Raw genomic sequence first — 21,499 nt, 5'->3', positions numbered from 1 at the left:
CCCGACTTCCAAGGCTGATCCACGACTTCCAAGGTTGATCCCCGACTTCCAAGGCTGATCCCCATACTTCCGAGGCTGATAGCCCGACTTCCGAGGCTGATCCCCCAACTTCCAAGGTTGATAACCCAACCCCTTTGTGGCGAGGGAGCTTGCTCCCGCTGGGTTGCGAAGCGACCCCAAAAGATGGGCCTGCTGCGCAGTCCAGCGGGAGCAAGCTCCCTCGCCACAGGTATTCATCCATCTTCTGGCACCGTTCTTGCGCTGCACTGATGTAGTAACCACTTCACGAGTCAAGTGTGTCGCGAGACCCCAGGTACGCGACGTTTTTTTTGACTGTTTGATGTAGTGGGCACTTCACCAAAGCCAACGGGCGAAGCGAATGATCAGCCAGCACATCACGGTAACGCTTGAGGTCAACGGCCACACCACCGAAGTCAGCGCCATGGCGGACACCCCGCTGTTGCTGATCCTGCGCAATGACCTGCAACTCAACGGCCCCAAATACGGTTGCGGCCTGGGGGAGTGCGGCGCCTGCACGGTGATCATCGATGGCGTGGCGGCACGCTCCTGCGTCTTCCCGCTGTCGGGCGCCGTGGGCCGCGACATCGTCACCCTCGAAGGCCTCGGCACCCGCGAAACCCCGCACCGCGTGCAACAAGCCTTTATCGACGAGCAGGCCGCCCAGTGCGGCTACTGCCTCAACGGCATGATCATGACCGCCAAGGCCTTGCTCGACCGCAATCCCAACCCCAGCGAAGCCGAGGTGCGCACCGAACTGTCGGGCAACCTCTGCCGCTGCGGCACCCATATCGAAATCCTCCGCGCGGTGCTGCGTGCCGCCCGCCAAACGCCTTGAACGTGGATCGATGACCATGACTGACACAATCCCTTCCCGCGACCAATGGCTGGCCAAGGCCGGCGTGCTGCTGATCGTCGACGACGTGCTGCCGCCTTCGGGGCCGGTGGCCAAAGGCGGCACACCGACGGTCAAGCCCAAGGAGCTGGGGCTGTTTATTGCGGTGAACGATGACGGGCGGGTGTACGCCTTCAACGGCCATGTGGACCTGGGCACCGGCATTCGCACCTCCCTGGCGCAGATCGTCGCGGAAGAGCTGGACCTGACCCTGGAACAGGTGTGCATGGTGCTGGGTGACACCGAACGGGTGCCGAACCAGGGCGCGACCATCGCCAGTGCGACGCTGCAAATCTACGCGATCCCGCTGCGCAACGCCGCCGCCGAAGCCCGGCGTTTCCTGCTGGAACGGGCGGCGCAACGCTGGGCGGTCAGTGCACACAGCCTGAAGGTCGAAGCGGGCGTCATCTTTGCCGACGACGGACGCACCACCACCTATGGCGCGCTGGTGACGGGTGAGCATGACCAACTGCGTATCAGCGGCGATGCGCCGCTGAAAGCCACCGCCGATTACCGCCTGGTGGGCAAGGGCGCCGCGCGGGTGGATATCCCCGGCAAGGCTACGGGCGAGCTGACCTATGTCCACGACATGCGTGTGCCGGACATGCTCCATGGCCGGGTGATCCGCCCGCCGTATGCGGGCCTGGACTGCGGTGACTTTGTCGGCAACAGCCTGTTGACGGTGGATGAAGCCTCCATCGCCCACATTCCGGGCATTGTCGCGGTAGTGGTGATCCGTGATTTTGTCGGCGTGGTCGCCTTGCGCGAAGAACAGGCGATCAAGGCCGCCCAGGCATTGTTGGTGCACTGGAAACCCTGGAACCACCAGTTGCCGGACATGAGCGATGTGGAACAGGCGATTCGCGACAACCCACGGGTACGCCGTACCGTGCTCGACCAGGGCAACGTCGACGAAGCCCTGGCCGCTGCCAGCCAACGCATGCCGCGCACCTACCTGTGGCCTTATCAAATGCACGGCTCCATCGGGCCGTCCTGTGGCGTGGCGGATTACCAGCCCGGGGTCAGCCGGGTCTGGTCCGGCAGCCAGAACCCGCACCTGCTGCGGGCCGATCTGGCCTGGTTGCTGGAATGCGAAGAAGCATCCATCGACGTGATCCGCATGGAAGCCGCCGGCTGTTACGGCCGCAACTGCGCCGATGATGTGTGTGCCGACGCGTTGTTGCTGTCCCGCGCCGTGGGCAAGCCGGTGCGGGTGCAACTGACCCGCGAGCAGGAACACCTGTGGGAGCCCAAGGGCACCGCGCAGCTGATGGAGGTGGACGGCGGGCTGAACGCCGACGGCAGCATCGCCGCCTATGACTTTGAAACCAGCTACCCGTCCAACGGCGCTCCCACCCTGGCGCTGCTGCTGACCGGCCGGGTCGAGCCGGTGGCGGCGATGTTCGAGATGGGCGACCGCACCTCGATTCCGCCTTACGACATCGAGAATATGCGGGTCACCATCAACGACATGGCGCCCATCGTGCGCGCCTCGTGGATGCGCGGCGTGTCGGCACTGCCCAACACCTTCGCCCATGAGTCCTATATCGACGAGCTGGCGTTCGCCGCCGGGGTCGATCCGGTGGAATACCGCCTGCGGTACCTCAAGGACGAACGCGCCATCGACCTGGTGAAGTCCACCGCCGAACGGGCCAACTGGGCCCCGCGCACCGCACCGATGCAAACCGCCAATGAAGACCACCTGCTGCGGGGCCGGGGCTTTGCCTACGCGCGCTACATCCACAGCAAGTTCCCCGGCTTCGGCGCGGCGTGGGCGGCCTGGGTGGCGGATGTGGCCATCGACAAACACACCGGCGACGTCTCGGTGACCCGGGTGGTGATCGGGCACGACGCGGGGATGATGATCAACCCGGCGGGGGTGCAGCATCAGATCCACGGCAATGTGATCCAGTCCACCAGCCGCGTGCTCAAGGAACGCGTGACCTTTGAAGAGTCGACCGTGGCGAGCAAGGAGTGGGGCGGTTATCCGATCCTGACCTTCCCTGAAGTGCCGCAGATCGACGTGCTGATGATGCCGCGCCAGGACCAGCCACCAATGGGCGCCGGCGAGTCTGCCTCGGTGCCCAGTGCGGCGGCGATTGCCAATGCGATCTACGACGCCACCGGCATTCGTTTTCGCGAGTTGCCGATCACCCCGGAGCGGGTGCTGGCGGCCCTGAATGCCGGCACCCTGGGGGAGCCGGCGAAGTCCCCGGAGAAGCGCCGCAAGTGGTTGTTTGGCTCAGTGTTCGCGGCGTTTGGCGCGGTGCTGGGCATGGCCGCCACGGCGTGGCCGTTCCACAGCGAAATCGCCCCGATCGCGCCGCCCAGCGCCGGCACCTGGTCCAAGGCCACCCTGGAACGCGGGCGTTTGCTGGCGGCGGTGGGGGATTGCGCGGTGTGCCACACGGCACCGGGCGGGGCGACCAATGCGGGCGGGCTGGCGATGCACACGCCGTTCGGCACGCTGTACAGCAGCAATATCACCCCCGATGAGAAGACCGGGATTGGCAACTGGTCCTACCCGGCGTTCGAGCGGGCGATGCGTGACGGCATTGGCCGCGACGGGCGCAACCTGTACCCGGCGTTTCCCTACACCGCGTTTCGCAACATCAACGACGCCGACCTGCAAGCGCTGTATGCCTACCTGATGTCCCAGGCCCCGGTCAGCCAGGCGCCGGTGCCGAATGCCATGGTTTTTCCGTTCAATATCCGACCGTTGATGGCCGGCTGGAATGCGCTGTTTTTGCGCCGGGGGGAAATCACCGTGCAGCCACAGCGCAGCGAGCAATGGAATCGCGGGGCCTATCTGGTCAATGGCCTGGGGCACTGCGCGGCGTGCCACTCACCGCGTAACTTGATGGGGGCGGAGAAGGGCGGCAAGGCGTTCCTCGCGGGCGGCACGGTGGACGGCTGGGAAGCGCCGGCGTTGAATGGCTTGTCCAAGGCACCGACGCCGTGGACTGAAGACCAACTGTTCACCTATCTCAGCACCGGCTATTCCGATGCCCACGGCGTGGCGACAGGCCCGATGGGACCGGTGGTGACCGAGCTGGCGAAGCTGCCCAAGACCGATATCCGCGCCATGGCGGTGTACCTGGCCTCGCTGAATGACAGCGGCGCCGCCGAAGCGCAGGTGGTGGCCGCTGCGACAATGCCCAACGCCAATGGCCGCCGCGTGTTCGAAGGCGCGTGCCAGGCCTGCCATGCGGACGGGCAAGGGCCGAAGCTGTTCGGGGTCAGCCCGTCACTGGCGACCAACACCAATGTGCACAGCGACCAACCGGACAACCTGATCAAGGTGATTTTGCAGGGCATCAGCACCCCGGCGACCCGGGACTTGGGCTATATGCCCGGGTTCAAGGACAGCCTGTCCAACACCCAAGTGGCGGAACTGGCGTCATACCTGCGCAGCCGCTTTGCACCCAATGCACCGCAGTGGGAAGGCCTGGAGAAAACCGTGGCACACCTGCGCGCCAATCCCGGCACCCACTGACAAATTCAAGCCATATGGAGATCAAATGTGGGAGCTGGCTTGCCTGCGATTGCGGTGGATCAGCTAATAATTCAGTGACTGACGCACCGCTATCGCAGGCAAGCCAGCTCCCACATTTTGATTCGGTTTCTACCGTACCCCACGCAACACCAGATCACTGATAAACCCCAGCCAATCCCGCTGCTGACCCCTGTCCGCCAGATCCTCCCCCAGAAACGAACTCAGGGTGTGCTGGTTCGAGTTGTAGAAGTAGCACAGCGACGCAATCATCAAATACACATGCTTGATGTCCACGTCCGTGCGAAACAACCCCTGCGCCTGGCCCGCCTCAATGATCGGCCGCAACACCCCGACCGCTTCCCCGGACAAGCGCCGCAATTCGCCGGACTGCTTCGCATGCTTGCCCTGGTGCAGGTTCTCGATACTCAAAATCGCCACAAACTCGGGATGCTTGACGTAGTAGTTCCAGATAAACCCCACCAGCGCCTGCAATGCTTGCACCGGCGCGCTCAGGTCGAGCTTGAGCTTGCTTTCGGCCTTGTTGAACTGTTCATAGGTGTGTTCCAGCACACACACAAACAGATGCTCCTTGCTGCCGAAGTAGTAGTACAGCATGCGGTCGTTGGAGTCGGCTTCCCGGGAAATGCTGTCCACGCGCCCGCCGGAATAGCCGTCGCGGGTGAAGACCTTGACCGCCGCCTGGAGAATCCGCGCGCGGGTCTGGTCGGCTTGCTGGGCGCGAATGCCAGTCTTCTTGATCACCATCGAAAAGCCTCTGCCCCACGGCGTAAAGGCCCGGAATATAGCATGGGCATTATTCCGTTACCGACAGGCTCTGTCACAAACGCGGCATAACGCTGGGGCTTGGATCCGAAACGTATTACTTTCTAGTTCTTCCAATAAACAGAGTATGCAGGGATGAAATACCAACCGTTTACCCGAACATTGATTGCCACGGCGCTGGTGCTGACCGTCAGCGGTGTACACGCCGCCTCCCAGGCCCCGGTGGCGGGCGAAAATGGCATGGTGGTCACGGCCCAGCACCTCGCCACCCATGTGGGCGAGGATGTGCTCAAGGCCGGTGGTAACGCCGTGGATGCGGCAGTGGCGGTGGGTTACGCCTTGGCCGTGGTGTACCCGGCGGCCGGCAACCTGGGCGGCGGCGGCTTCATGACCGTGCAACTGGCCGACGGGCGCAAGACCTTCCTCGACTTCCGCGAAAAAGCCCCGCTGGCCGCCACCGCCGACATGTACCTGGACAAGGACGGCAACGTCGTCCCCGACCTCAGCTCCAAAGGCCACCTGGCCGTCGGCGTGCCCGGCACCGTGTCGGGCATGGAACTGGCCCTGAGCAAATACGGCACCCTCAAGCGCGCGCAGGTGATCGCCCCGGCCATCAAGCTGGCCGAAGACGGCTTTGCCCTGGAGCAGGGCGACATTGACCTGCTGCACACGGCCACCGACGAATTCAAGAAAGACAAAGACCTGCGCGGGATCTTCCTGCACGGCGGCGAACCTATGCTGTTGGGCCAGAAGCTGGTGCAGAAAGACCTGGCGAAAACCCTGCGGGAAATCTCCGCCAAGGGCACCGACGGGTTCTACAAGGGCTGGGTCGCCAAGGCGATTGTCGATTCCAGCCAGGCGGGCAAGGGCCTTATCACCCAGGCCGACCTGGACAAATACAAGACCCGGGAACTGGCGCCCGTCGAGTGTGACTACCGTGGCTACCACGTAGTGTCCGCGCCACCACCGAGCTCCGGCGGCGTGGTGATCTGCGAGATCATGAACATCCTCGAAGGCTACCCGATGGCCGAGCTGGGCTATCACTCGGCCCAGGGCCTGCACTACCAGATCGAAGCCATGCGCCACGCGTACGTCGACCGTAACAGCTACCTCGGCGACCCGGACTTCGTACAGAACCCGGTAGACCACCTGCTGGACAAGGACTACGCCGCCAAACTGCGCGCCGCCATCGACCCGCAGAAAGCCGGGATCTCCCAGGACATCAAGCCCGGTGTTTCGCCCCACGAGGGCAATAACACCACCCACTACTCCATCGTCGACAAGTGGGGCAACGCGGTATCGGTGACCTACACCCTCAACGACTGGTTCGGCGCCGGCGTGATGGCGAGCAAGACCGGGGTGATCCTCAACGACGAAATGGACGACTTCACCGCCAAGATCGGTGTGCCGAACATGTACGGCCTGGTCCAGGGCGAAGCCAACGCCATCGCCCCGGGCAAAACTCCGCTGTCGTCCATGAGCCCGACCATCGTCACCAAGGACGGCAAGGCGGTGATGGTGGTGGGCACGCCGGGTGGCAGTCGCATCATCACGGCCACGTTGCTGACCATCCTCAACGTGATCGACTACAAGATGAACATTCAGGAAGCCGTGGACGCGCCGCGTTTCCACCAGCAATGGCTGCCTGAAGCGACCAATATCGAGCGCTTTGCCCTGAGCCCCGACACCCAGAAAATCCTCGAAGGCTGGGGCCATAAGTTTGCCGGCCCGCAGGACGCCAACCATCTGGCGGCTATCCTGGTAGGCGCACCGTCCCTGGATGGCAAGCCGGTCGGCAATAACCGCTTCTACGGGGCCAACGACCCACGGCGCAATACCGGGTTGTCGTTGGGCTACTGAGGCGTCAACCCGTCGTGCTCTCCCTGGTGGCTGCGAAAATGCGCCAGGGAGAGGGCGATATCATCATGGGAAAGCTGGGTGGCAGCCGCTTCTGCGCTGTCACGGGCAATGGGCTCAATGCGTTCAAACATCTCGGCTTCGTAGGCGTGTACCGCTTCGGAGCATGAGGTGTTTTCGATCAAGTGCCGGGCCAACTCCGCCCCATCCAGCATCGCCGCATTGACGCCTTCACCCCCAAACGGTGACATCAGGTGCGCGGCATCGCCGATCAGCGTCAGGCCTGGGCGGTGCGCCCAATGATGGCCGACGGGCAGGGCGTAAATGCCCCGGGATAGAAACCGGTCATTGGCGGCGTGCAACAGCGCCAGAATATCCGGGTGCCAGCCCTCGAATTGGGCCAGCAATGAGTGCCGGGTAGCCTCAGGCGAAGACCAGTCGAATTGGTGCTCGGCCCACTCGATGGGAACACGAAAGATGGCGTAGCCGCGCAAGTGCGCGTTGGCATTGCGCTGCACCACCAGTGCCCGGGCGTCGCCCGAGACGTCTAGTTTGCCCCGACCTACCAGCCTGGCGATGGCCGGGTGGCGGCGGTCCACCTCATCAATCCCGAATTCGATAAAGGTCAGCCCGCTGTACTGTGGCTGATAGCGCGACAGCAGCGGACGGACTTTTGACCAGGCACCGTCGGCGCCGACGATCAGGTCGAAAGGCCCATGACGGGTGTCGCCCTGATGCAGGGTCCAGCGTGCATCGTCCGCCGGATGAACCCCGGTGATGTTGACGTCCCATGTCACGCAATCGGGAGACAGTGAATCCAGCAGGATCTGGCGCAAGGCCGTGCGGTCGACTTCCGGGCGGTCGCCGGCGCTGGGGTCGGGGTCTTCGAGCAGCAGGTGCGCGTGTTTATCCATCAGGCGTGAGCCTTGGTCTTCGTAGCGCGCGATGCGGCGGAAGGCGTGTTCCAGGCCGGCGCGTTTCAGCGCCAGTTGGCCGGATTCGGCGTGCAGGTCGAGGGTGCCGCCCTGGGGGCGTTCCAGCGGTCCGCGCTCACGCTCGAACACATTGACGGCAAAACCGTTGATCTCAAGTATCCGGGCGAGGGTCAGCCCGGCGGGGCCGCCACCGACAATGGCAACGCGTAATGAGCGGTTCATGAAAATTGTCCTTGGTGGCGTTGATAGGATCCTATACATTTGATGCATAGGCTCCTATGGAAAGTCAACGACACGATGAATGATCAATCACCTGCTCCCCACCCGATGCAACAAATCGGCGTCGCCCACCGCAGTTTTACGCGGATTTACGAAGGCCGCCTGCGTGAACTGGGCTTCGCCGTGGCGCAGATTCCGGTGCTGGTGGCACTCAAACACAGCGAGGGCCTGCCCCAGGCCGAACTGGTGCGCATCGTTCGCGTCGAGCAGTCGAGCATGGCGCAATTGCTCGCCCGCATGGAGCGCGACGGGATGATTCAACGGGTGCCGGACCCTGCGGATAAACGCAGCCGGTTGATTACCCTGACAGACGCTGCCCGAGCCAACTTTCCGATGGCCAGGGAAGTCCTGCTACAGGGCACCGCGCAGGCGCTGGAAGGGTTTACCGAGGAGGAGGAGCAGACGTTGCTGGCGTTGCTGCTAAAGCTGAATGCCAACCTGGAGCGGGTGTAGCAGCTGCTCCACGGCGGCAAACGCCTGGGCCTGGCGCGCTTGCCAGTCACCGCGAATCACCTGCAGTGGCAGGTGCTGTTGCCTCAGCCAGTCAAGGCTGGCCTGAAAGAATGCCAGGCGGTCGGCAAATTCCGGCTGGCAGCGCTGGCCATCGGCGGTCCATTCCACGTCTTCCGGCGACAGCAGCAGGTGCAAGTCGTAGTGGCGGGCCAGCAGTTCGCTGTCGAGCCACGCCGGGCAGTCGCCAAACAGGGTCTGGCTCCACAGTGTGTTGGTCAGCAGGTTGGTGTCCAGGATCAGCAACGCCGGCTGCCGATGGCGGGCGGCATCTTCCCAGGCCAGTTGGCCACGGGCGATGTCCGGGATATCGGCCAAGGTGGTGTCGCGTTGGTGGTGGTCGATGAAATGGCGCACGTATTCGCCCACCATTTCGCCACCAAAATGCGCCTGCAACTGGGCCGCCAGCCAGCTTTTACCGCTGGATTCCGGGCCGGCCAGCACCACCACTTTCATGCGTGCAACGCCGGGTCGGCGCGCCATTCGCGCCAGCCCTGCACCGCGATCACGGTGAACAAGGCATAGAGCGCGGCGGTGAGGTACAGGCCCTTGTAGAGGAACAGGCCGACGAAGATCACATCCAGGGCGACCCACAACGGCCAGCACTGCACGCGTTTTTGCGCCATCCACATCTGCGCCACCAGGCTGAAGCCGGTCAGGGCCGCGTCGAGCCATGGTTGGGCGGCGTCGGTCCAGTGGGCCATGGCCGCCCCCAGCAACAGGCTGCCCAGCGCACCCACGGCCAGGCCCTGGAGGATCGGTTGCAGGCCCAGGCTGGTGACCTGCCGGCCTTGCTTGACCTCGCCGGCGCGGGTCCACTGCCACCAGCCGTAGAGCTGCAGGGCGGCGTAGATCACTTGCAGCAGCATATCGGAGTAGAGCTTCACATCGAAGAAGATCCAGGTGTACAGCAGCACCATCACCAGGCCGATGGGCCAGCACCAGGGGTTTTGTTTAACCGTCAACCAGACAGCGATCACCCCCAGGGCGGCGGCAAACAGTTCAAGCCCGGACATGGCGGTTCCTTGGGGGAGTCGAAGAGGGCGGTGATTGTAACCAGAGTGGTGGGCGCGGGGTAGAGCTCCTCTGTGGCGAGGGGGCTTGCCCCCCGTTGGGCTGCGCAGCGGCCCTGATAAGGTAAACACGTTCTTTCAGACAAACCGAGTGCCAGGGTTTTGGGGCCGCTTCGCAGCCCAGGGGGGCAAGCCCCCTCACCACAGAAAGCCCTTTTGGCACAGATCGAGTCAGACCTTGAACTGGCGCAGAAGCCCGTCGAGTTGTTCGCTCAAGCCTTTTAAGTGCGCACTCGCCACGCTCGACTGTTGCGCTGCCAACGCGGTGCTATGAGAAAGCCCGGCCGCCTGGGTAACGTTCTGGTTGATGTCCTCCACCACATGCGCCTGCTGCAACGTGGCGCTGGCAATCGATGCATTCAGCCCATTGAGATTGCGCAGCGCCTGGCCGATGGCCGTCAAACTCGCGCCGGCCTGGCCCGCTTGTTCGATGGTCAGTTGCGACGCCTGGTAGCTGTCGCTGATCACCTTGACCGCCGCTTCCGAATGCCCCTGCAGCCGCTCGATCATGCCCTGGATCTCAGCCGTGGATTTTTGCGTGCGCTGGGCCAGCAGCCGTACTTCATCGGCCACCACCGCAAAACCACGGCCTTGCTCCCCGGCCCGGGCCGCTTCGATCGCGGCATTCAGGGCCAGCAGGTTGGTCTGGTCGGCGATGGAGCGGATCACTTCCAGTACCCCTCCAATCTGCGTGCTTTCCGTCGACAGGGTGCGGATCACGTCCACCGCCTGGCTGATGGTGGTGGACAGCTGGTCGATCTGTTGCAGGCTGCCGTCGATATTGAGCTGGCCCTGTTCCGCCTGCACCTGGGCATCGCGCATTTCACTGGCGGCGTGCTCGGCGTTCTTGGCCACGTCCTGCACGCCGTAGGTGACTTCGTTGATCGCCGTCGCCACCAGCTCCATCTGCTGGGATTGCTGCTGGCTGCGGTCATGGGCGTCGCTGGCATTGCTGCCCAGCTCCGTGGAGGACTGGCCCAGGGCATTGGCGCAGGTCTGCAACTGGCCGACCACCTGGCGCAACTTGGCGGTAAAGCTGTTGAAGTGCCGGGACAGTTGGGTGACTTCGTCCTGGCCGTGGGTGTCGAGGCTGCGGGTCAGGTCGCTTTCGCCACTGGCGATATTGGCCATGGCGTTCACCGCTTGCTGCAGCGGGCGCACGATGCTGCGGGCAATCAGCAACACCAGCAGGGCCATGACCACGGCGATCACCAGGCCCACCACCGAGGCACTCCATACCTGGCCGCGGAATTCGGCTTGCACGTCATCCACATACACGCCGGAACCGATAATCCAGCCCCACGGTTCAAACAGCTGGATATACGAAGTTTTGGCCACCGGCGCATCGGCCCCGGGCTTGGGCCAGCGGTAATTCACCATCCCGGCGCCCTTGGCCTTGGCCAGGATCACGAACTCGTTGAACACCGCAAAGCCGTCCGGGTCGCGAATGGCCGACAAGTTCTGCCCATCCAGTTTGGGGTTGGCCGCGTGCATGATCATCACGGGCGTGAGGTCGTTGATCCAGAAGTAATCATCCTTGCCGTAGCGCAGGCCACGTACCGCGCTCAAAGCTTGCTTCTGCGCCGCCTCACGGGTCAGGACGCCACTGGTTTCGAGGCTGTGATAATACGTCAGGATTCCGCTGGCGGTCAGAACCACCCGCTGGGTTTGTTCACTCTTGGCCAGGTAAAGGTCGCCATGAATCTGCTTGAGCATAAGCAGGCCGAGGGTTAGCAGCATCAGCACCGCGACAATCAGGATCAGCCAGAGGCGCCGGCTGATCGACATACTGCGCAAACTGTTCATGGTCCTGTCACTCCGTGTTCTTATAATTTTGGGTGCTGCATCGACATTTCCGGCTTGTCTGATAGGCTTTCGGCCCAGAATCAAAAAACCTGAGTCCTGCCTGATTTTTCACGGAATTTTCGCAGCTCGGTCTTGATTATTTGCGCAGCTTTCGCCGCGTACTCTTCGTTAGTGAACGTTTAAAAAATATGAACGAGGCATGCCGCGGGCATGACCTTTGGGGGAATCGATGGATCTTTGGACCGCCGTTCAGGCACTGATACTCGGGGTTGTAGAAGGGCTGACGGAGTTTTTGCCGATCTCCAGTACCGGGCACCAGATTATCGTCGCTGACTTGATCAACTTCGGTGGCGAGCGCTTTGAAGCGTTCAATATCATCATCCAGCTCGGCGCGATCCTGGCCGTCGTGTGGGAGTTTCGACGCAAGATTCTGGACGTGGTGATCGGCCTGCCGACCCAACGCAACGCCCAGCGCTTCACGATCAACCTGATCATCGCGGTGTTGCCGGCGGTGGTATTGGGGGTGATTTTTGCCGACCTGATCAAGCACTACCTGTTCAACCCGATCACCGTGGCCACGGCGCTGGTGATCGGCGGCATCATCATGTTGTGGGCCGAGCGCCGCCAACATGAAGTGCACGCCGAAACCGTCGACCAGATCACCTGGAAAGACGCCCTGAAAGTCGGCTTCGCCCAGTGCCTGGCGATGATCCCGGGCACCTCGCGTTCCGGCGCCACCATCATTGGCGGCCTGCTGTTCGGCCTGTCGCGCAAAACCGCCACCGAGTTCTCGTTCTTCCTGGCGATGCCCACCATGGTCGGTGCGGCGGTGTATTCGGGCTACAAATACCGTCACCTGTTCCAGCCCGATGACCTGCCGGTGTTTGCCATCGGGTTCGTCACCTCGTTCATCTTCGCGATGATCGCGGTCAAGGCGCTGCTCAAGTTCATCGCCAGCCACAGCTACGCGGCGTTTGCCTGGTACCGGATCGCCTTCGGCCTCGTCATCCTGGCCACCTGGCAGTTCGGCTGGATCGACTGGTCGGCCGTCAAGCCATGAGCATCCAGCATCCGCGCTTCAAGGCGCTGGTGTTTGCGCTGCTCTGCGCCGCGCCGCTATTGGGCTCGGCGCTGCTGGGGTATCGCGGGGTTTCTATGATCCCGCTGGTGGCCTACGGCGTGGTCAGCGTGATCGCGTTCTTGCTGTACTGGCGCGACAAGCGCCAGGCCCGCGAAGACGGCTGGCGCACCCCGGAAAACATCCTGCACGCTGTGGAGCTGGCAGGCGGTTGGCCGGGGGCGTTGATCGCCCAGCAAGTGTTCCGTCACAAGACGCGCAAGGTGTCGTATCAGGTGCTGTTCTGGGTGATTGTGTTGCTGCACCAGGTGTTCTGGATGGATCAGTTGTTTCTCGGTGGCACACTCTTATCGGTTTTCTAGAACAGGTCTTGGGAAAATCCCTACAGCCCTGCGGGAACCGCCTTCCTCAAAAATAAGACTCAAACCGTACACTTGCCTGCCTTGGTCTATGAGTACCTGGCAGGCAATTGATGACTTTTCCTCGCGTTCTTGTCCTAGAAAACAGGCGATGGCGTTGCTGAACAAGGACGGTGCGGTCGATATCGTGTTGTGCGATTTGGGTTATCCAGGATTGGATTGCCTTGAGTTTCTCTACTTCGCAGGGCTGTCGCGCTACAACACCTACATCTAGCAGGAATCTCTGCACGTTTGGGCCGGCTTAATGCCGTTTTTTTTTGCGCGCGATTTGATGCTTGGGAAATTTCCTACAAGTCTGCAGTCCCGTTCGTCGTTGTTCCAGCCCGTGAGCCGCGCATCATCTGTAACGGGATTTGTCCCTGGAAGTTCCTCAACTTGAACTGGTTGGAGCATTGAATGAAGTATCGAAACCTGAACATCCGAGCGCCCGCTATGTTGCTGCTGGTCACTGCGGCCACCTTGAGTGCGTGTGCCAGTGCCCCGATCCCCACGGACCAGATTTCCCTCGCCAAAGACGCGGTCAACCGTGCCGTGTCTGCCGGGGCAACCGAATACGCGCCGCTGCAGATGAAGACCGCACAAGACAAAGTCTTCGTGATGGAGCGGGACATGGGTGAAAAGAACTATGTGAAGGTCAAGGCATTGGCAGAGCAGATTCAGGCGGATGCCAGCCTGGCCGAGCGCACCGCGACCACGGTTAAAACGCAGAAAGCGCTGGCGGACGCCAAAAGCGGCATTCAAGTGCTCAAGCAGGAAATGCTGCAAGCACCGGCGTCAGTTCCTACTCCAACCCGCTAAGGATTAACCATGCGTACCTATTTGCTGTTACCCCTGGCCTCGGCTGTTGCCCTGGTATTGGCGGGCTGTGCTGCGACACCGGAAAACCCTCAGTTGCTCGACGCGCGCCAACAGTTCTCGGACCTGCAAAACAATCCCAAGTCGAGCACGCTGGCACCGATCGAAACCAAAGACGCGTTCACCGCCCTGAGCAAGGCCGACGTGCTGTCCAACTCGGACCGCAAGGCCGCGGGTCTCGATCAACTGGCGTACCTGGCCACGCAGAAAATTGCCCTGGCGCAACAGACCATTGCCGGGCGTGAAGCCAGCGCAGGCCTGGCCAATATCGACGTTGAGCGCACCCAGGTGCAGTTGGATGTTCGCACTCAACAGCTCAAGGCCTTGCAGGCCCTGGATGCCAAACCGAGCGACCGTGGCCAGGTGATTACCTTTGGCGATGTGTTGTTCGACACCGGCAAGTCTGACCTCAAGTCGGGGGCACGGCGCGATACGCAACAGCTGGCGGGTTTCCTGGAGAACAACCTCGAACGCAAAGTGCGCATCGAAGGGTTCACCGACACCGTCGGCAGCGAAACCTCGAACCAGAAGCTGTCTGAGCGACGTGCCGATGCGGTGGCGTTCGCCCTGATTCAGCAAGGCGTGGACCCTGCACGAATCATTACCCATGGCTATGGCGAGGAATACCCGGTTGCCGGTAACGACACCGCCAGTGCCCGCCAGCTGAATCGCCGGGTGGAAGTGATCGTCTCCAATGGCTCGACGGCGGTCCAGGCCCGATAGCCGCCAACGTTGCATAGCTGAAAACGTGCAGGCCCCGCCTGCATCGTCCTGGAACTCAGACCATGGTCAATAGAACGTTACGAATATTGATTGCAGACAAACAGCCGGTGCAGCGGTGCGTCATAGAAAAAATGTTGAATCGCCTGGGTTACTACTGCATCGCCCATGCGGGGTCTTACCAGGAGTTGGTCGCGCTGGCCGCGCCGCCGGTTTATCCCTTTGATTTGCTGATTGTCGATTCATTGATGGCAGCCCATGAAGGCGTGAACCTTGCGCATTTTTGCCAATTCAACGCCCACGTCCATCACGCGTTGGTCTACAGCGATTACCGGATCGGGCTGTCCGACATGCCGACCCCCGGGCATCAAGCGGTACACGCCTCGCTGGAAAAAACGCCGGACTTTCGATCACTGGCCGGGTTCATGCTGATCATTGACTCGACCCCGTTGGTTGCCAATAGCCTCATCACCCATGGAGTTCGTTTTGGACACACTACAGACCACAGTCTCTACTCACGATAAAAGCCTGCGCGGCAGGTGGAATCAATTGGCGGACCGCACCAGCGCGTTGCTGGGCGAGTCACTATTGGTACTGGTTGCCCGGTTGGGTATCGCAGGGTTTTTCTTTACTGCAGGACGCTCGAAAGTCGAAGGCTTCTTGACCGTCTCGCCAGCCACCCTTGAACTGTTCCGCACCGACTATGCATTGCCGTTCATTTCCCCTGGGCTGGCGGCGCACATGGCAGCCTACGCCGAGCACCTGTTTCCGCTGCTTCTGGTAGTGGGATTGTTCTCACGGATGTCTGCGCTGGCATTGCTTGGAATGACCGCGGTGATCCAGGTCTTCCTGTTTCCGGGGGATTGGCCAACCCATCTGGTCCTCGCGGGCTTGTTGCTGATCATCATCGCTCGGGGGGCGGGCACGCTGTCGCTGGATCGTCGATTCAACCTCCGCTAGGGGTTATGTCTCCAGCTTAAGCCCCACCTGCGTACGCTTGGGCAGCTTGCTCACCACCAACTGGTGGGAACGCTGCAACAAGCCACGCAGCTCTTCAGCGCTCAGCGGGTAGGGCGCTTCCATGATGATCCACTGGGCCCGAGCCAGATACGGCGCCGGGTGGATGCCCGGGCGGTCCACATGGCCCAGGAACAGTTCCTTGTCGACCTTGAATGCCAGCGAATCACCCCGCAGGTGCTGCACGGCGAACATCTTGTTACCGGCGATGGAGAACACCCGCACGCCACCCCATTTGTAGTCTTCCCGCGCACCGGGCAAGCCCAGGCAAAACGCGGCGACTTGGTCTTCGGTCATTTTCATAGCAAACGGTCTCCGCAGCCTTTGAAGGCGTTATCCAGGTGGTCGATCCAGGCCCGCACGGCCGGCAACACGCCACGCCGGTGCGGGTAAACCGCCTGCAACCAGCCACCCGGCAAGGACCATTCCGGCAAGAGTTGCACCAACTGGCCACTGGCCAATTCCTCTTCGCAATACATCATCGGCAGCACCGTAAACCCCAGGCTGGCGAGGGCGCAGGCCTTGCGTACCAGAAAGTCGTCGATGCCCAGCCGGGCTTCCATGACCAGGTCGTGGCTAATGCCTTCCGGGCTCAGCATGCGGAAGTGCACCATGCGGTCGGCTTCCAGGGCGCCCAGTACTGGCAGTTGCTTGAGGTCTTCGAGGGTGTTGATCTGCCGGTCTTGCACAAAGGCGGGGCTGGCGACAATGGCGGTTTGTGCCTGGCGCAGGCGCTTGGTCACCAGCAGCGGGTCTTCGTCCCCCAGCTCACGCACGCGCAGGGCCACATCAATGCCTTCGGCCACCAGGTCGACGCGGCGGTTGACCAAGTTCATCTCCAGCTGCACCAGCGGGTTGGCGCTGAGGAACTCCGCCACCACGGTCTGCAGGAACTGATGCGCCAGGCCCACCGGGCTGCTGACCCGCAGCCGGCCACGCGGCTCGCTGGACATGCTGGCCACCGCCTCATCGGCCATTTCCGCCTCCAGCAGCATGGCCTGGCAGTGGCGCAGGTAACGTTCACCCACGGCGGTCAGGGTCAGTTGGCGGGTGGTGCGTTGCAGCAAGCGGGCGCCAAGGCGTTCTTCCAGCTCGGCAATGCGCCGCGACAACCGCGACTTGGGTATCCCCAGCAGGCGCCCGGCGGCGGCGAAACCGCCGGCTTCCACTACTTTGGCGAAATAGTAGAGGTCATTCAGATCTTGCATGGTGGGCCTATTGTCCTGTCAATGGGACGAACTATCCGCGCCTGGCGTCGGCAAATCCACCCCCAACTTCAAGGGCCAGCCCGCTCGCGACGCCAGTTGGCTGGCCAGTGAGGCTTCGGCGGGTTACCTTCTGGGTTTTCCCGGCCAGTGCATTCCAATGAGCCTTGAGCATCCACGCACCCGCAGAATCATCGAGCTGATGGGACAGTTGGCACCGGTGGAAGGCTACAACCTGACGCCCCTGGATGACGTGCGTTTCCTGCGTTCCAACCGGCCGTTGACACGGATACCCGTGCTTTACGACCCGGGTATCGTGATCGTGTGCCAGGGCCGCAAGCGCGGTTACCTGGGTGAAGACATCTATGTCTACGACGCCCAGCACTACCTGGTGGTGTCGGTGCCGGTGCCGTTCACCATGGAAACCGAGGCCAGTGAAGCCGAGCCGATGCTGGCGGTGTACCTGCGCCTGGATTTCAACCTGGCGGCCGAGCTGATGCTGGAACTTGACGCGCTGGCCCCGTCGCCTGAAGCCAGCCCCAAGGGCATGTACGCCTCGCCGATGGATGACAAGCTCAGTGAGTCGCTGTTGCGCTTTCTGGAAGTAATGAGTGTGCCGGTGGAAGCCCGGGTGCTCGGCCCCACCCTGATGCGGGAAATCTATTACCGCATCATCACGGGCGAGCAGGGCGGATCGATGCGTGCCGCGCTGAATCGCCAGGGCCAGTTTGGCAAGGTGGCCCGGGCGATTCGCAAGATTCATGCGTGTTACGACCAGCGCCTGGACGTGGAGGAACTGGCCAAAGAAGCCATGATGAGCGTGCCGAGTTTTCATGCGCACTTTCGTACGGTGACCGACACCTCGCCCATGCAGTACCTGAAGTCGACGCGCTTGCATCAGGCGCGGTTGCTGATGCTCAGGAGTGATATCAGCGCCGCGACGGCCTGCGCCAAGGTGGGGTACGAGAGTGCCTCGCAGTTCAGCCGTGAGTTCAAGCGGTTCTTCGGGCGTACGCCCCTTGAAGAGATTGACTGGATGAAGCGCACCTACGCGTTGCCGGCGCCCACTTCCCCGTCTATCTATGTCTCGTCCCATTAAGATGACTGTCCTGTCAGTGGGACGAACAATCGCATTTTGCCCGACTAATCGATGATTGGTTTCATCTGTAGGCTTATTTCCATTCAGTCGCCCCTGGCGATGCTTACTTGGAGATACCCCATGAAACTGTTGCATATCGATTCCAGCATCCTCGGCGACAACTCGGTTTCCCGTCAGTTGAGCGCCGGTGTCGTCAAGACCTGGCAGGCGGCCGAGCCAGGCACTGAAGTGACCTACCGTGACCTGGCCAGCGAAGGCATTACCCACTTCTCCGGCGTGACCCTGGGTGCCCTGGGCACGGCTGCCGAATTGCGTGACGCGGTGCAGAAGCACGAAGCCGAGCTGAGCGCCAAGACCCTGGCCGAATTCCTCGCCGCCGACGCCATTGTATTGGCTGCGCCGATGTACAACTTCACCATCCCGACCCAGCTCAAAGCCTGGATCGACCGCATCGCCGTCGCCGGCCAGACGTTCCGTTACACCGAAGCCGGCCCTGAAGGCCTGTGCGGTGGCAAGAAAGTCATCATCGTGTCGACTTCCGGCGGCCTGCATGTTGGCCAGCCTACCGGCGTGGCTCACGAAGACTACCTGAAGGTATTGCTGGGCTTCCTCGGCATCACCGACATCGAGATCGTCCGCGCTCACGGTTTGGGCTACGGCGATGAAGTGCGCAGCAAGGCAATCAGCGACGCCCACGCAGTGATCAACGACCAATTGTTCGCCGCTGCGTAAGACTTGTGTAAATTTTGCTGTTCCTCGATATCAATCTGATTCGAGGCGCCTAAACTCTGTATTCTGCTCGCCTGAAAAGCGAACGGAATACGGAGTTTTTTCGTTTACCCGCTGTCACTACTTTGGCCCAGGTTATGCACGCATGGGTAAACCCTGCCGTTCCGAGCGCCTGAACCATGGATATTTCAATAGCTACGCGGGCTTACGCAGCAAAGGTGGACATCCCCATGATGCGTCTTTGTGCAGTCTTGGTTCTTTCTCTGCTCGGCGGCCTGATTTCAGTGCAAGCCGCGCCCGCGCCGCGCCCTCATTGGAGTGTGGGCTTTCATCGCATGACCTTTCTCGACCCGCTGGATTTGCAGCCGATGAAAGCCGTCGCGTTCTACCCGTCCACCGACCAGGAACACATCACCCAGGTGGGCGCTTATCACATCGCCGCCACTGAAGATTCGAAAATCGCCATCGGCCGCTTTCCGATGTTGATGCTGTCCCACGGCAATACCGGCACCCCCCTGGCCCTGCACGACCTCGCCACCTCCCTGGCACGCAAAGGGTTTGTGGTGGTCGCGGTGCTGCACCCTGGCGACAACTACAAGGACCACAGCCGCCTGGGCACCTTGAGCAACCTGTATGGGCGCCCGATCCAGATTTCCGAAGCCATCACCGCCACCCTCGGCGACCCGATGCTGTCGCCATTCGTCAACGTCGATCAGGTGGGCGTTATCGGCTACTCGGCCGGCGGCGAAACCGCGCTGATCCTCGCCGGTGCCAAACCGGACCTGGACCGTCTGCGTCGCTATTGCCAACAGCGCCCCGAAGACCGCGACGCCTGCACCACCAAGGGCGAGCTGATCGCCGACCGCGATGACTTGCAACCCCAGGCCGACCCGCGCATCCATGCATTGATGTTGATGGCGCCACTGAGTCTGATGTTTGGCCGCCACACCCTGGCGGACGTGCATGTACCGGTGCTGCTCTACAGCGGCGACGGCGACAAGCTGGTGGCCGTGGACAAGAACGCCGAGGCCCTGGCGCGCAAACTGCCGGAGCCACCGGACTTCAAACTGTTGGCCGGGGCAGGGCACTTCGTGTTCATGGCGCCTTGCGATGAGAGCCAACTGGCCGCGATGCCTGCCATGTGCACCGATGCGGACGGGGTCGACCGTGAAAGCATCCACCGCGACCTGATTTCCGAGGCCGGGCGGTTTTTCAACCACACCCTGGCGCAATCCACCCGGGCGGGTTTGCAAACGGCTGATCAGTAAGCGCGGCGCTTGAGCATCAAGGTCAGGCCCAGGCCGGTGATCGAGAGCAGGGCGGCGCAGAAGAAGATCCACGAATAGCCCAGGTTCAACGCCACCGCGCCCATCAGCGGCCCGGCAATTGCCAGCGCCAGGTCAAAAAACACCGCATACGCACTCAACCCGGCGCCACGGCTACTGTTGGGCACCTGCTTGATCGCCTCCACGCCCAGCGCCGGGTACACCAGCGACAAGCCAAAGCCGGTAAGCCCGGCGCCAATCAATGCCACACCGGTGGACGGTGCCAGCCACAGCAGCGTCAGGCCGAAGGTTTCGATGGTCATGCAGGCAATGGCGGCGGTGAAGCCGCCGAAACGGTTGATCGCAGAGATGAACACCAGGCGCGACAGGATAAAACACACGCCAAACACCGTCAGGCACCAGGCTGCGCCGGTCCAGCCACGGTTCAGGTAATACAGGGTGATAAAGGTGGTGAGGGTGCCGTAGCCGATCGACGCCAGGCACAGGCTGGCACCAAACGGGGCGATACGCCCGAACACGGCCCAAAACGGCAGGCGCTCACCGCGCACCACGGGCACGGAGGGCTTGTTGCGGATCAGCAGCAGGCCCAGGGCTGCCAGCACCGTGAGGGCGATGCCGAGGCTGGTGTAGCCGTAATCGGCGACCATCACCACACCCAGCGGTGCGCCAATGGCAATCGCGCCGTAGGAGGCGATGCCGTTCCATGAGATCGAGCGCGCGGTGTGTTCGGCGCCGACCGCGCCCATGCACCAGCTGATGGTGCCGACGCCAATCAGGCCTTGAGCCACGCCCAGCAGCAGGCGGCCGACGATTAATATGCCGAGGCTCAGCAGGGGCAGGTTTTGGACCAATGTGGCGATGAAAGTCAGCACGCCGCTCAGCAGGATGCCGCTCAAGCCCAGCACGATGGCGCGCTTGGTGCCCACGTTGTCCGACATGCGTCCGGCCATTGGGCGGCTCAGCAGCGTTGCCAGGTATTGTGAGCCGATGGTTATCCCGGCGACCACGGCGCTGAAGCCCAGTTCGCCGTGGACGTAGCCGGGGATTACCGCAATCGGCAGGCCGATGCAGATGAATGCGATAAAGGTGTAGAAAACGATGGAGACGATCTGCAGGGTGATCGACAAGGAACTTGGGGCGGCGGGCTGTGGGGCAGACATGGGGACTCGTTCGCGGGCGGGCGGTAGGCGCATCATGGCAAGGGCTTGGGGTAAAAGGAAGCAGGCTAACTATATTGGGTGTATTTGAGGGCGGGGGGCATATCCGTTGCTGCGGTAACGGCGGCTATGGGTTCCGCCCTTACGGCGGGTCACTTTTGGAAAAGAGCCCCAAAAGTAACCAAAAGGGCTCTTGCCCCACCACTCGGCACCTCGCCTAGGCTCGGTGTGCCCGCACTCCGGCATTGCTCCGCGGGCCGCCGCGACGGGGCGTCCCTGCCC

Annotated in this window: 22 protein-coding genes and 1 pseudogene; 14 read left to right on the top strand and 9 right to left on the bottom strand. The window is 62.1% G+C overall.

Features of this window, described 5'->3' with window-relative positions:
- Nucleotides 1-379: 379 nt before the first annotated feature.
- Together HX855_RS03840 and HX855_RS03835 are read left to right on the top strand one after the other, a co-directional pair.
- Entirely contained in the window at nucleotides 380-856 is a 477-nt protein-coding gene (locus HX855_RS03840) for a (2Fe-2S)-binding protein (RefSeq protein ID WP_177088911.1), read from the top strand.
- Nucleotides 857-872: 16 nt separating this feature from the next.
- Complete coding sequence (locus tag HX855_RS03835) at nucleotides 873-4,409, top strand: molybdopterin cofactor-binding domain-containing protein (protein WP_177088910.1); 3,537 nt, start codon at nucleotides 873-875, stop codon at nucleotides 4,407-4,409.
- 129 nt (nucleotides 4,410-4,538) lie between these two features.
- Here the strand turns inward: HX855_RS03835 and HX855_RS03830 are convergent, their stop codons facing one another.
- Nucleotides 4,539-5,174, bottom strand: coding sequence for a TetR/AcrR family transcriptional regulator (locus tag HX855_RS03830; protein ID WP_177088909.1), 636 nt, complete (start codon nucleotides 5,172-5,174; stop codon nucleotides 4,539-4,541).
- Between the two features lie 153 nt (nucleotides 5,175-5,327).
- On the opposite strand from HX855_RS03830, the gene ggt reads away from it, so the two are divergent.
- Nucleotides 5,328-7,052 carry a gamma-glutamyltransferase gene (gene ggt / locus HX855_RS03825; protein ID WP_177088908.1) on the top strand — a complete coding sequence of 575 codons (1,725 nt, stop codon included), beginning with the start codon at nucleotides 5,328-5,330 and terminating at the stop codon, nucleotides 7,050-7,052.
- Here ggt and HX855_RS03820 read toward each other — a convergent pair.
- Nucleotides 7,046-8,206, bottom strand: coding sequence for an NAD(P)/FAD-dependent oxidoreductase (locus tag HX855_RS03820; protein ID WP_177088907.1), 1,161 nt, complete (start codon nucleotides 8,204-8,206; stop codon nucleotides 7,046-7,048). The genes ggt and HX855_RS03820 overlap by 7 nt on opposite strands.
- A 75-nt stretch (nucleotides 8,207-8,281) precedes the next feature.
- On the opposite strand from HX855_RS03820, the gene HX855_RS03815 reads away from it, so the two are divergent.
- Nucleotides 8,282-8,716 (top strand): MarR family winged helix-turn-helix transcriptional regulator, encoded by a 435-nt coding sequence (locus tag HX855_RS03815; RefSeq protein ID WP_256353062.1) that lies wholly within the window; start codon nucleotides 8,282-8,284, stop codon nucleotides 8,714-8,716.
- Here HX855_RS03815 and HX855_RS03810 read toward each other — a convergent pair.
- The 4 genes and pseudogenes from HX855_RS03810 to HX855_RS33770 form a co-directional block, all read right to left on the bottom strand.
- Entirely contained in the window at nucleotides 8,684-9,229 is a 546-nt protein-coding gene (locus HX855_RS03810; RefSeq protein WP_177089015.1) for an AAA family ATPase, read from the bottom strand. The two genes, HX855_RS03815 and HX855_RS03810, sit on opposite strands and share 33 nt — an antisense overlap.
- The gene (pnuC, locus tag HX855_RS03805; protein WP_063029869.1) at nucleotides 9,226-9,789 is read right to left on the bottom strand and encodes a nicotinamide riboside transporter PnuC; all 564 of its coding nucleotides are present in this window, start codon (nucleotides 9,787-9,789) and stop codon (nucleotides 9,226-9,228) included. The genes HX855_RS03810 and pnuC overlap by 4 nt, the downstream gene beginning before the upstream one ends.
- Before the next feature lie 228 nt (nucleotides 9,790-10,017).
- On the bottom strand, nucleotides 10,018-10,752 hold the full coding sequence (locus HX855_RS33775) for a methyl-accepting chemotaxis protein (protein WP_375140057.1): 735 nt from the start codon (nucleotides 10,750-10,752) through the stop codon (nucleotides 10,018-10,020).
- A 120-nt stretch (nucleotides 10,753-10,872) separates the two neighbouring features.
- Nucleotides 10,873-11,562: pseudogene (locus HX855_RS33770) on the bottom strand (cache domain-containing protein); the annotation flags it as partial.
- Between the two features lie 319 nt (nucleotides 11,563-11,881).
- Here HX855_RS33770 and HX855_RS03795 point away from each other — a divergent pair.
- From HX855_RS03795 to HX855_RS03770, 7 genes are all read left to right on the top strand, one after another.
- A complete protein-coding gene (locus HX855_RS03795) occupies nucleotides 11,882-12,712 on the top strand; it encodes an undecaprenyl-diphosphate phosphatase (RefSeq protein ID WP_177088905.1) in 831 nt (276 codons plus the stop codon).
- Nucleotides 12,709-13,092 (top strand): DUF1294 domain-containing protein, encoded by a 384-nt coding sequence (locus HX855_RS03790; protein WP_177088904.1) that lies wholly within the window; start codon nucleotides 12,709-12,711, stop codon nucleotides 13,090-13,092. The genes HX855_RS03795 and HX855_RS03790 overlap by 4 nt, the downstream gene beginning before the upstream one ends.
- A 148-nt stretch (nucleotides 13,093-13,240) precedes the next feature.
- Complete coding sequence (locus HX855_RS33155; RefSeq protein ID WP_256353061.1) at nucleotides 13,241-13,363, top strand: hypothetical protein; 123 nt, start codon at nucleotides 13,241-13,243, stop codon at nucleotides 13,361-13,363.
- A 182-nt stretch (nucleotides 13,364-13,545) separates the two neighbouring features.
- A complete protein-coding gene (locus tag HX855_RS03785) occupies nucleotides 13,546-13,947 on the top strand; it encodes a DUF4398 domain-containing protein (RefSeq protein WP_177088903.1) in 402 nt (133 codons plus the stop codon).
- 9 nt (nucleotides 13,948-13,956) lie between these two features.
- Entirely contained in the window at nucleotides 13,957-14,727 is a 771-nt protein-coding gene (locus tag HX855_RS03780) for an OmpA family protein (protein WP_177088902.1), read from the top strand.
- Between the two features lie 62 nt (nucleotides 14,728-14,789).
- The gene (locus HX855_RS03775) at nucleotides 14,790-15,248 is read left to right on the top strand and encodes a response regulator (protein WP_177088901.1); all 459 of its coding nucleotides are present in this window, start codon (nucleotides 14,790-14,792) and stop codon (nucleotides 15,246-15,248) included.
- Nucleotides 15,199-15,684 carry a DoxX family protein gene (locus HX855_RS03770; RefSeq protein WP_177088900.1) on the top strand — a complete coding sequence of 162 codons (486 nt, stop codon included), beginning with the start codon at nucleotides 15,199-15,201 and terminating at the stop codon, nucleotides 15,682-15,684. The genes HX855_RS03775 and HX855_RS03770 overlap by 50 nt, the downstream gene beginning before the upstream one ends.
- 3 nt (nucleotides 15,685-15,687) lie before the next feature.
- On the opposite strand, the gene HX855_RS03765 is transcribed toward HX855_RS03770, so the two are convergent.
- A complete protein-coding gene (locus tag HX855_RS03765) occupies nucleotides 15,688-16,044 on the bottom strand; it encodes an MmcQ/YjbR family DNA-binding protein (RefSeq protein ID WP_177088899.1) in 357 nt (118 codons plus the stop codon).
- A complete protein-coding gene (locus HX855_RS03760; RefSeq protein ID WP_177088898.1) occupies nucleotides 16,041-16,949 on the bottom strand; it encodes a LysR substrate-binding domain-containing protein in 909 nt (302 codons plus the stop codon). Before HX855_RS03760 ends, HX855_RS03765 begins: the two co-directional genes overlap by 4 nt.
- A gap of 157 nt (nucleotides 16,950-17,106) precedes the next feature.
- Between HX855_RS03760 and HX855_RS03755 the strand changes: the two genes are divergently transcribed.
- The 3 genes from HX855_RS03755 to HX855_RS03745 all read left to right on the top strand — a co-directional run bounded on the left by HX855_RS03755 (nucleotide 17,107) and on the right by HX855_RS03745 (nucleotide 20,042).
- Complete coding sequence (locus HX855_RS03755) at nucleotides 17,107-18,045, top strand: AraC family transcriptional regulator (RefSeq protein ID WP_177089013.1); 939 nt, start codon at nucleotides 17,107-17,109, stop codon at nucleotides 18,043-18,045.
- 120 nt (nucleotides 18,046-18,165) lie between these two features.
- Complete coding sequence (locus tag HX855_RS03750; protein WP_177088897.1) at nucleotides 18,166-18,777, top strand: FMN-dependent NADH-azoreductase; 612 nt, start codon at nucleotides 18,166-18,168, stop codon at nucleotides 18,775-18,777.
- A gap of 227 nt (nucleotides 18,778-19,004) precedes the next feature.
- Nucleotides 19,005-20,042 carry a dienelactone hydrolase gene (locus tag HX855_RS03745; protein WP_177088896.1) on the top strand — a complete coding sequence of 346 codons (1,038 nt, stop codon included), beginning with the start codon at nucleotides 19,005-19,007 and terminating at the stop codon, nucleotides 20,040-20,042.
- Here HX855_RS03745 and HX855_RS03740 read toward each other — a convergent pair.
- On the bottom strand, nucleotides 20,036-21,220 hold the full coding sequence (locus tag HX855_RS03740) for an MFS transporter (protein WP_177088895.1): 1,185 nt from the start codon (nucleotides 21,218-21,220) through the stop codon (nucleotides 20,036-20,038). The two genes, HX855_RS03745 and HX855_RS03740, sit on opposite strands and share 7 nt — an antisense overlap.
- Nucleotides 21,221-21,499 lie beyond the last annotated feature (279 nt).

Source organism: Pseudomonas sp. IPO3778 (genome assembly GCF_013386825.1).
Lineage (GTDB): Bacteria > Pseudomonadota > Gammaproteobacteria > Pseudomonadales > Pseudomonadaceae > Aquipseudomonas.
Note: the sequence above shows the minus strand (reverse complement) of the source record. Positions and strands in the feature narration are given on the sequence as shown.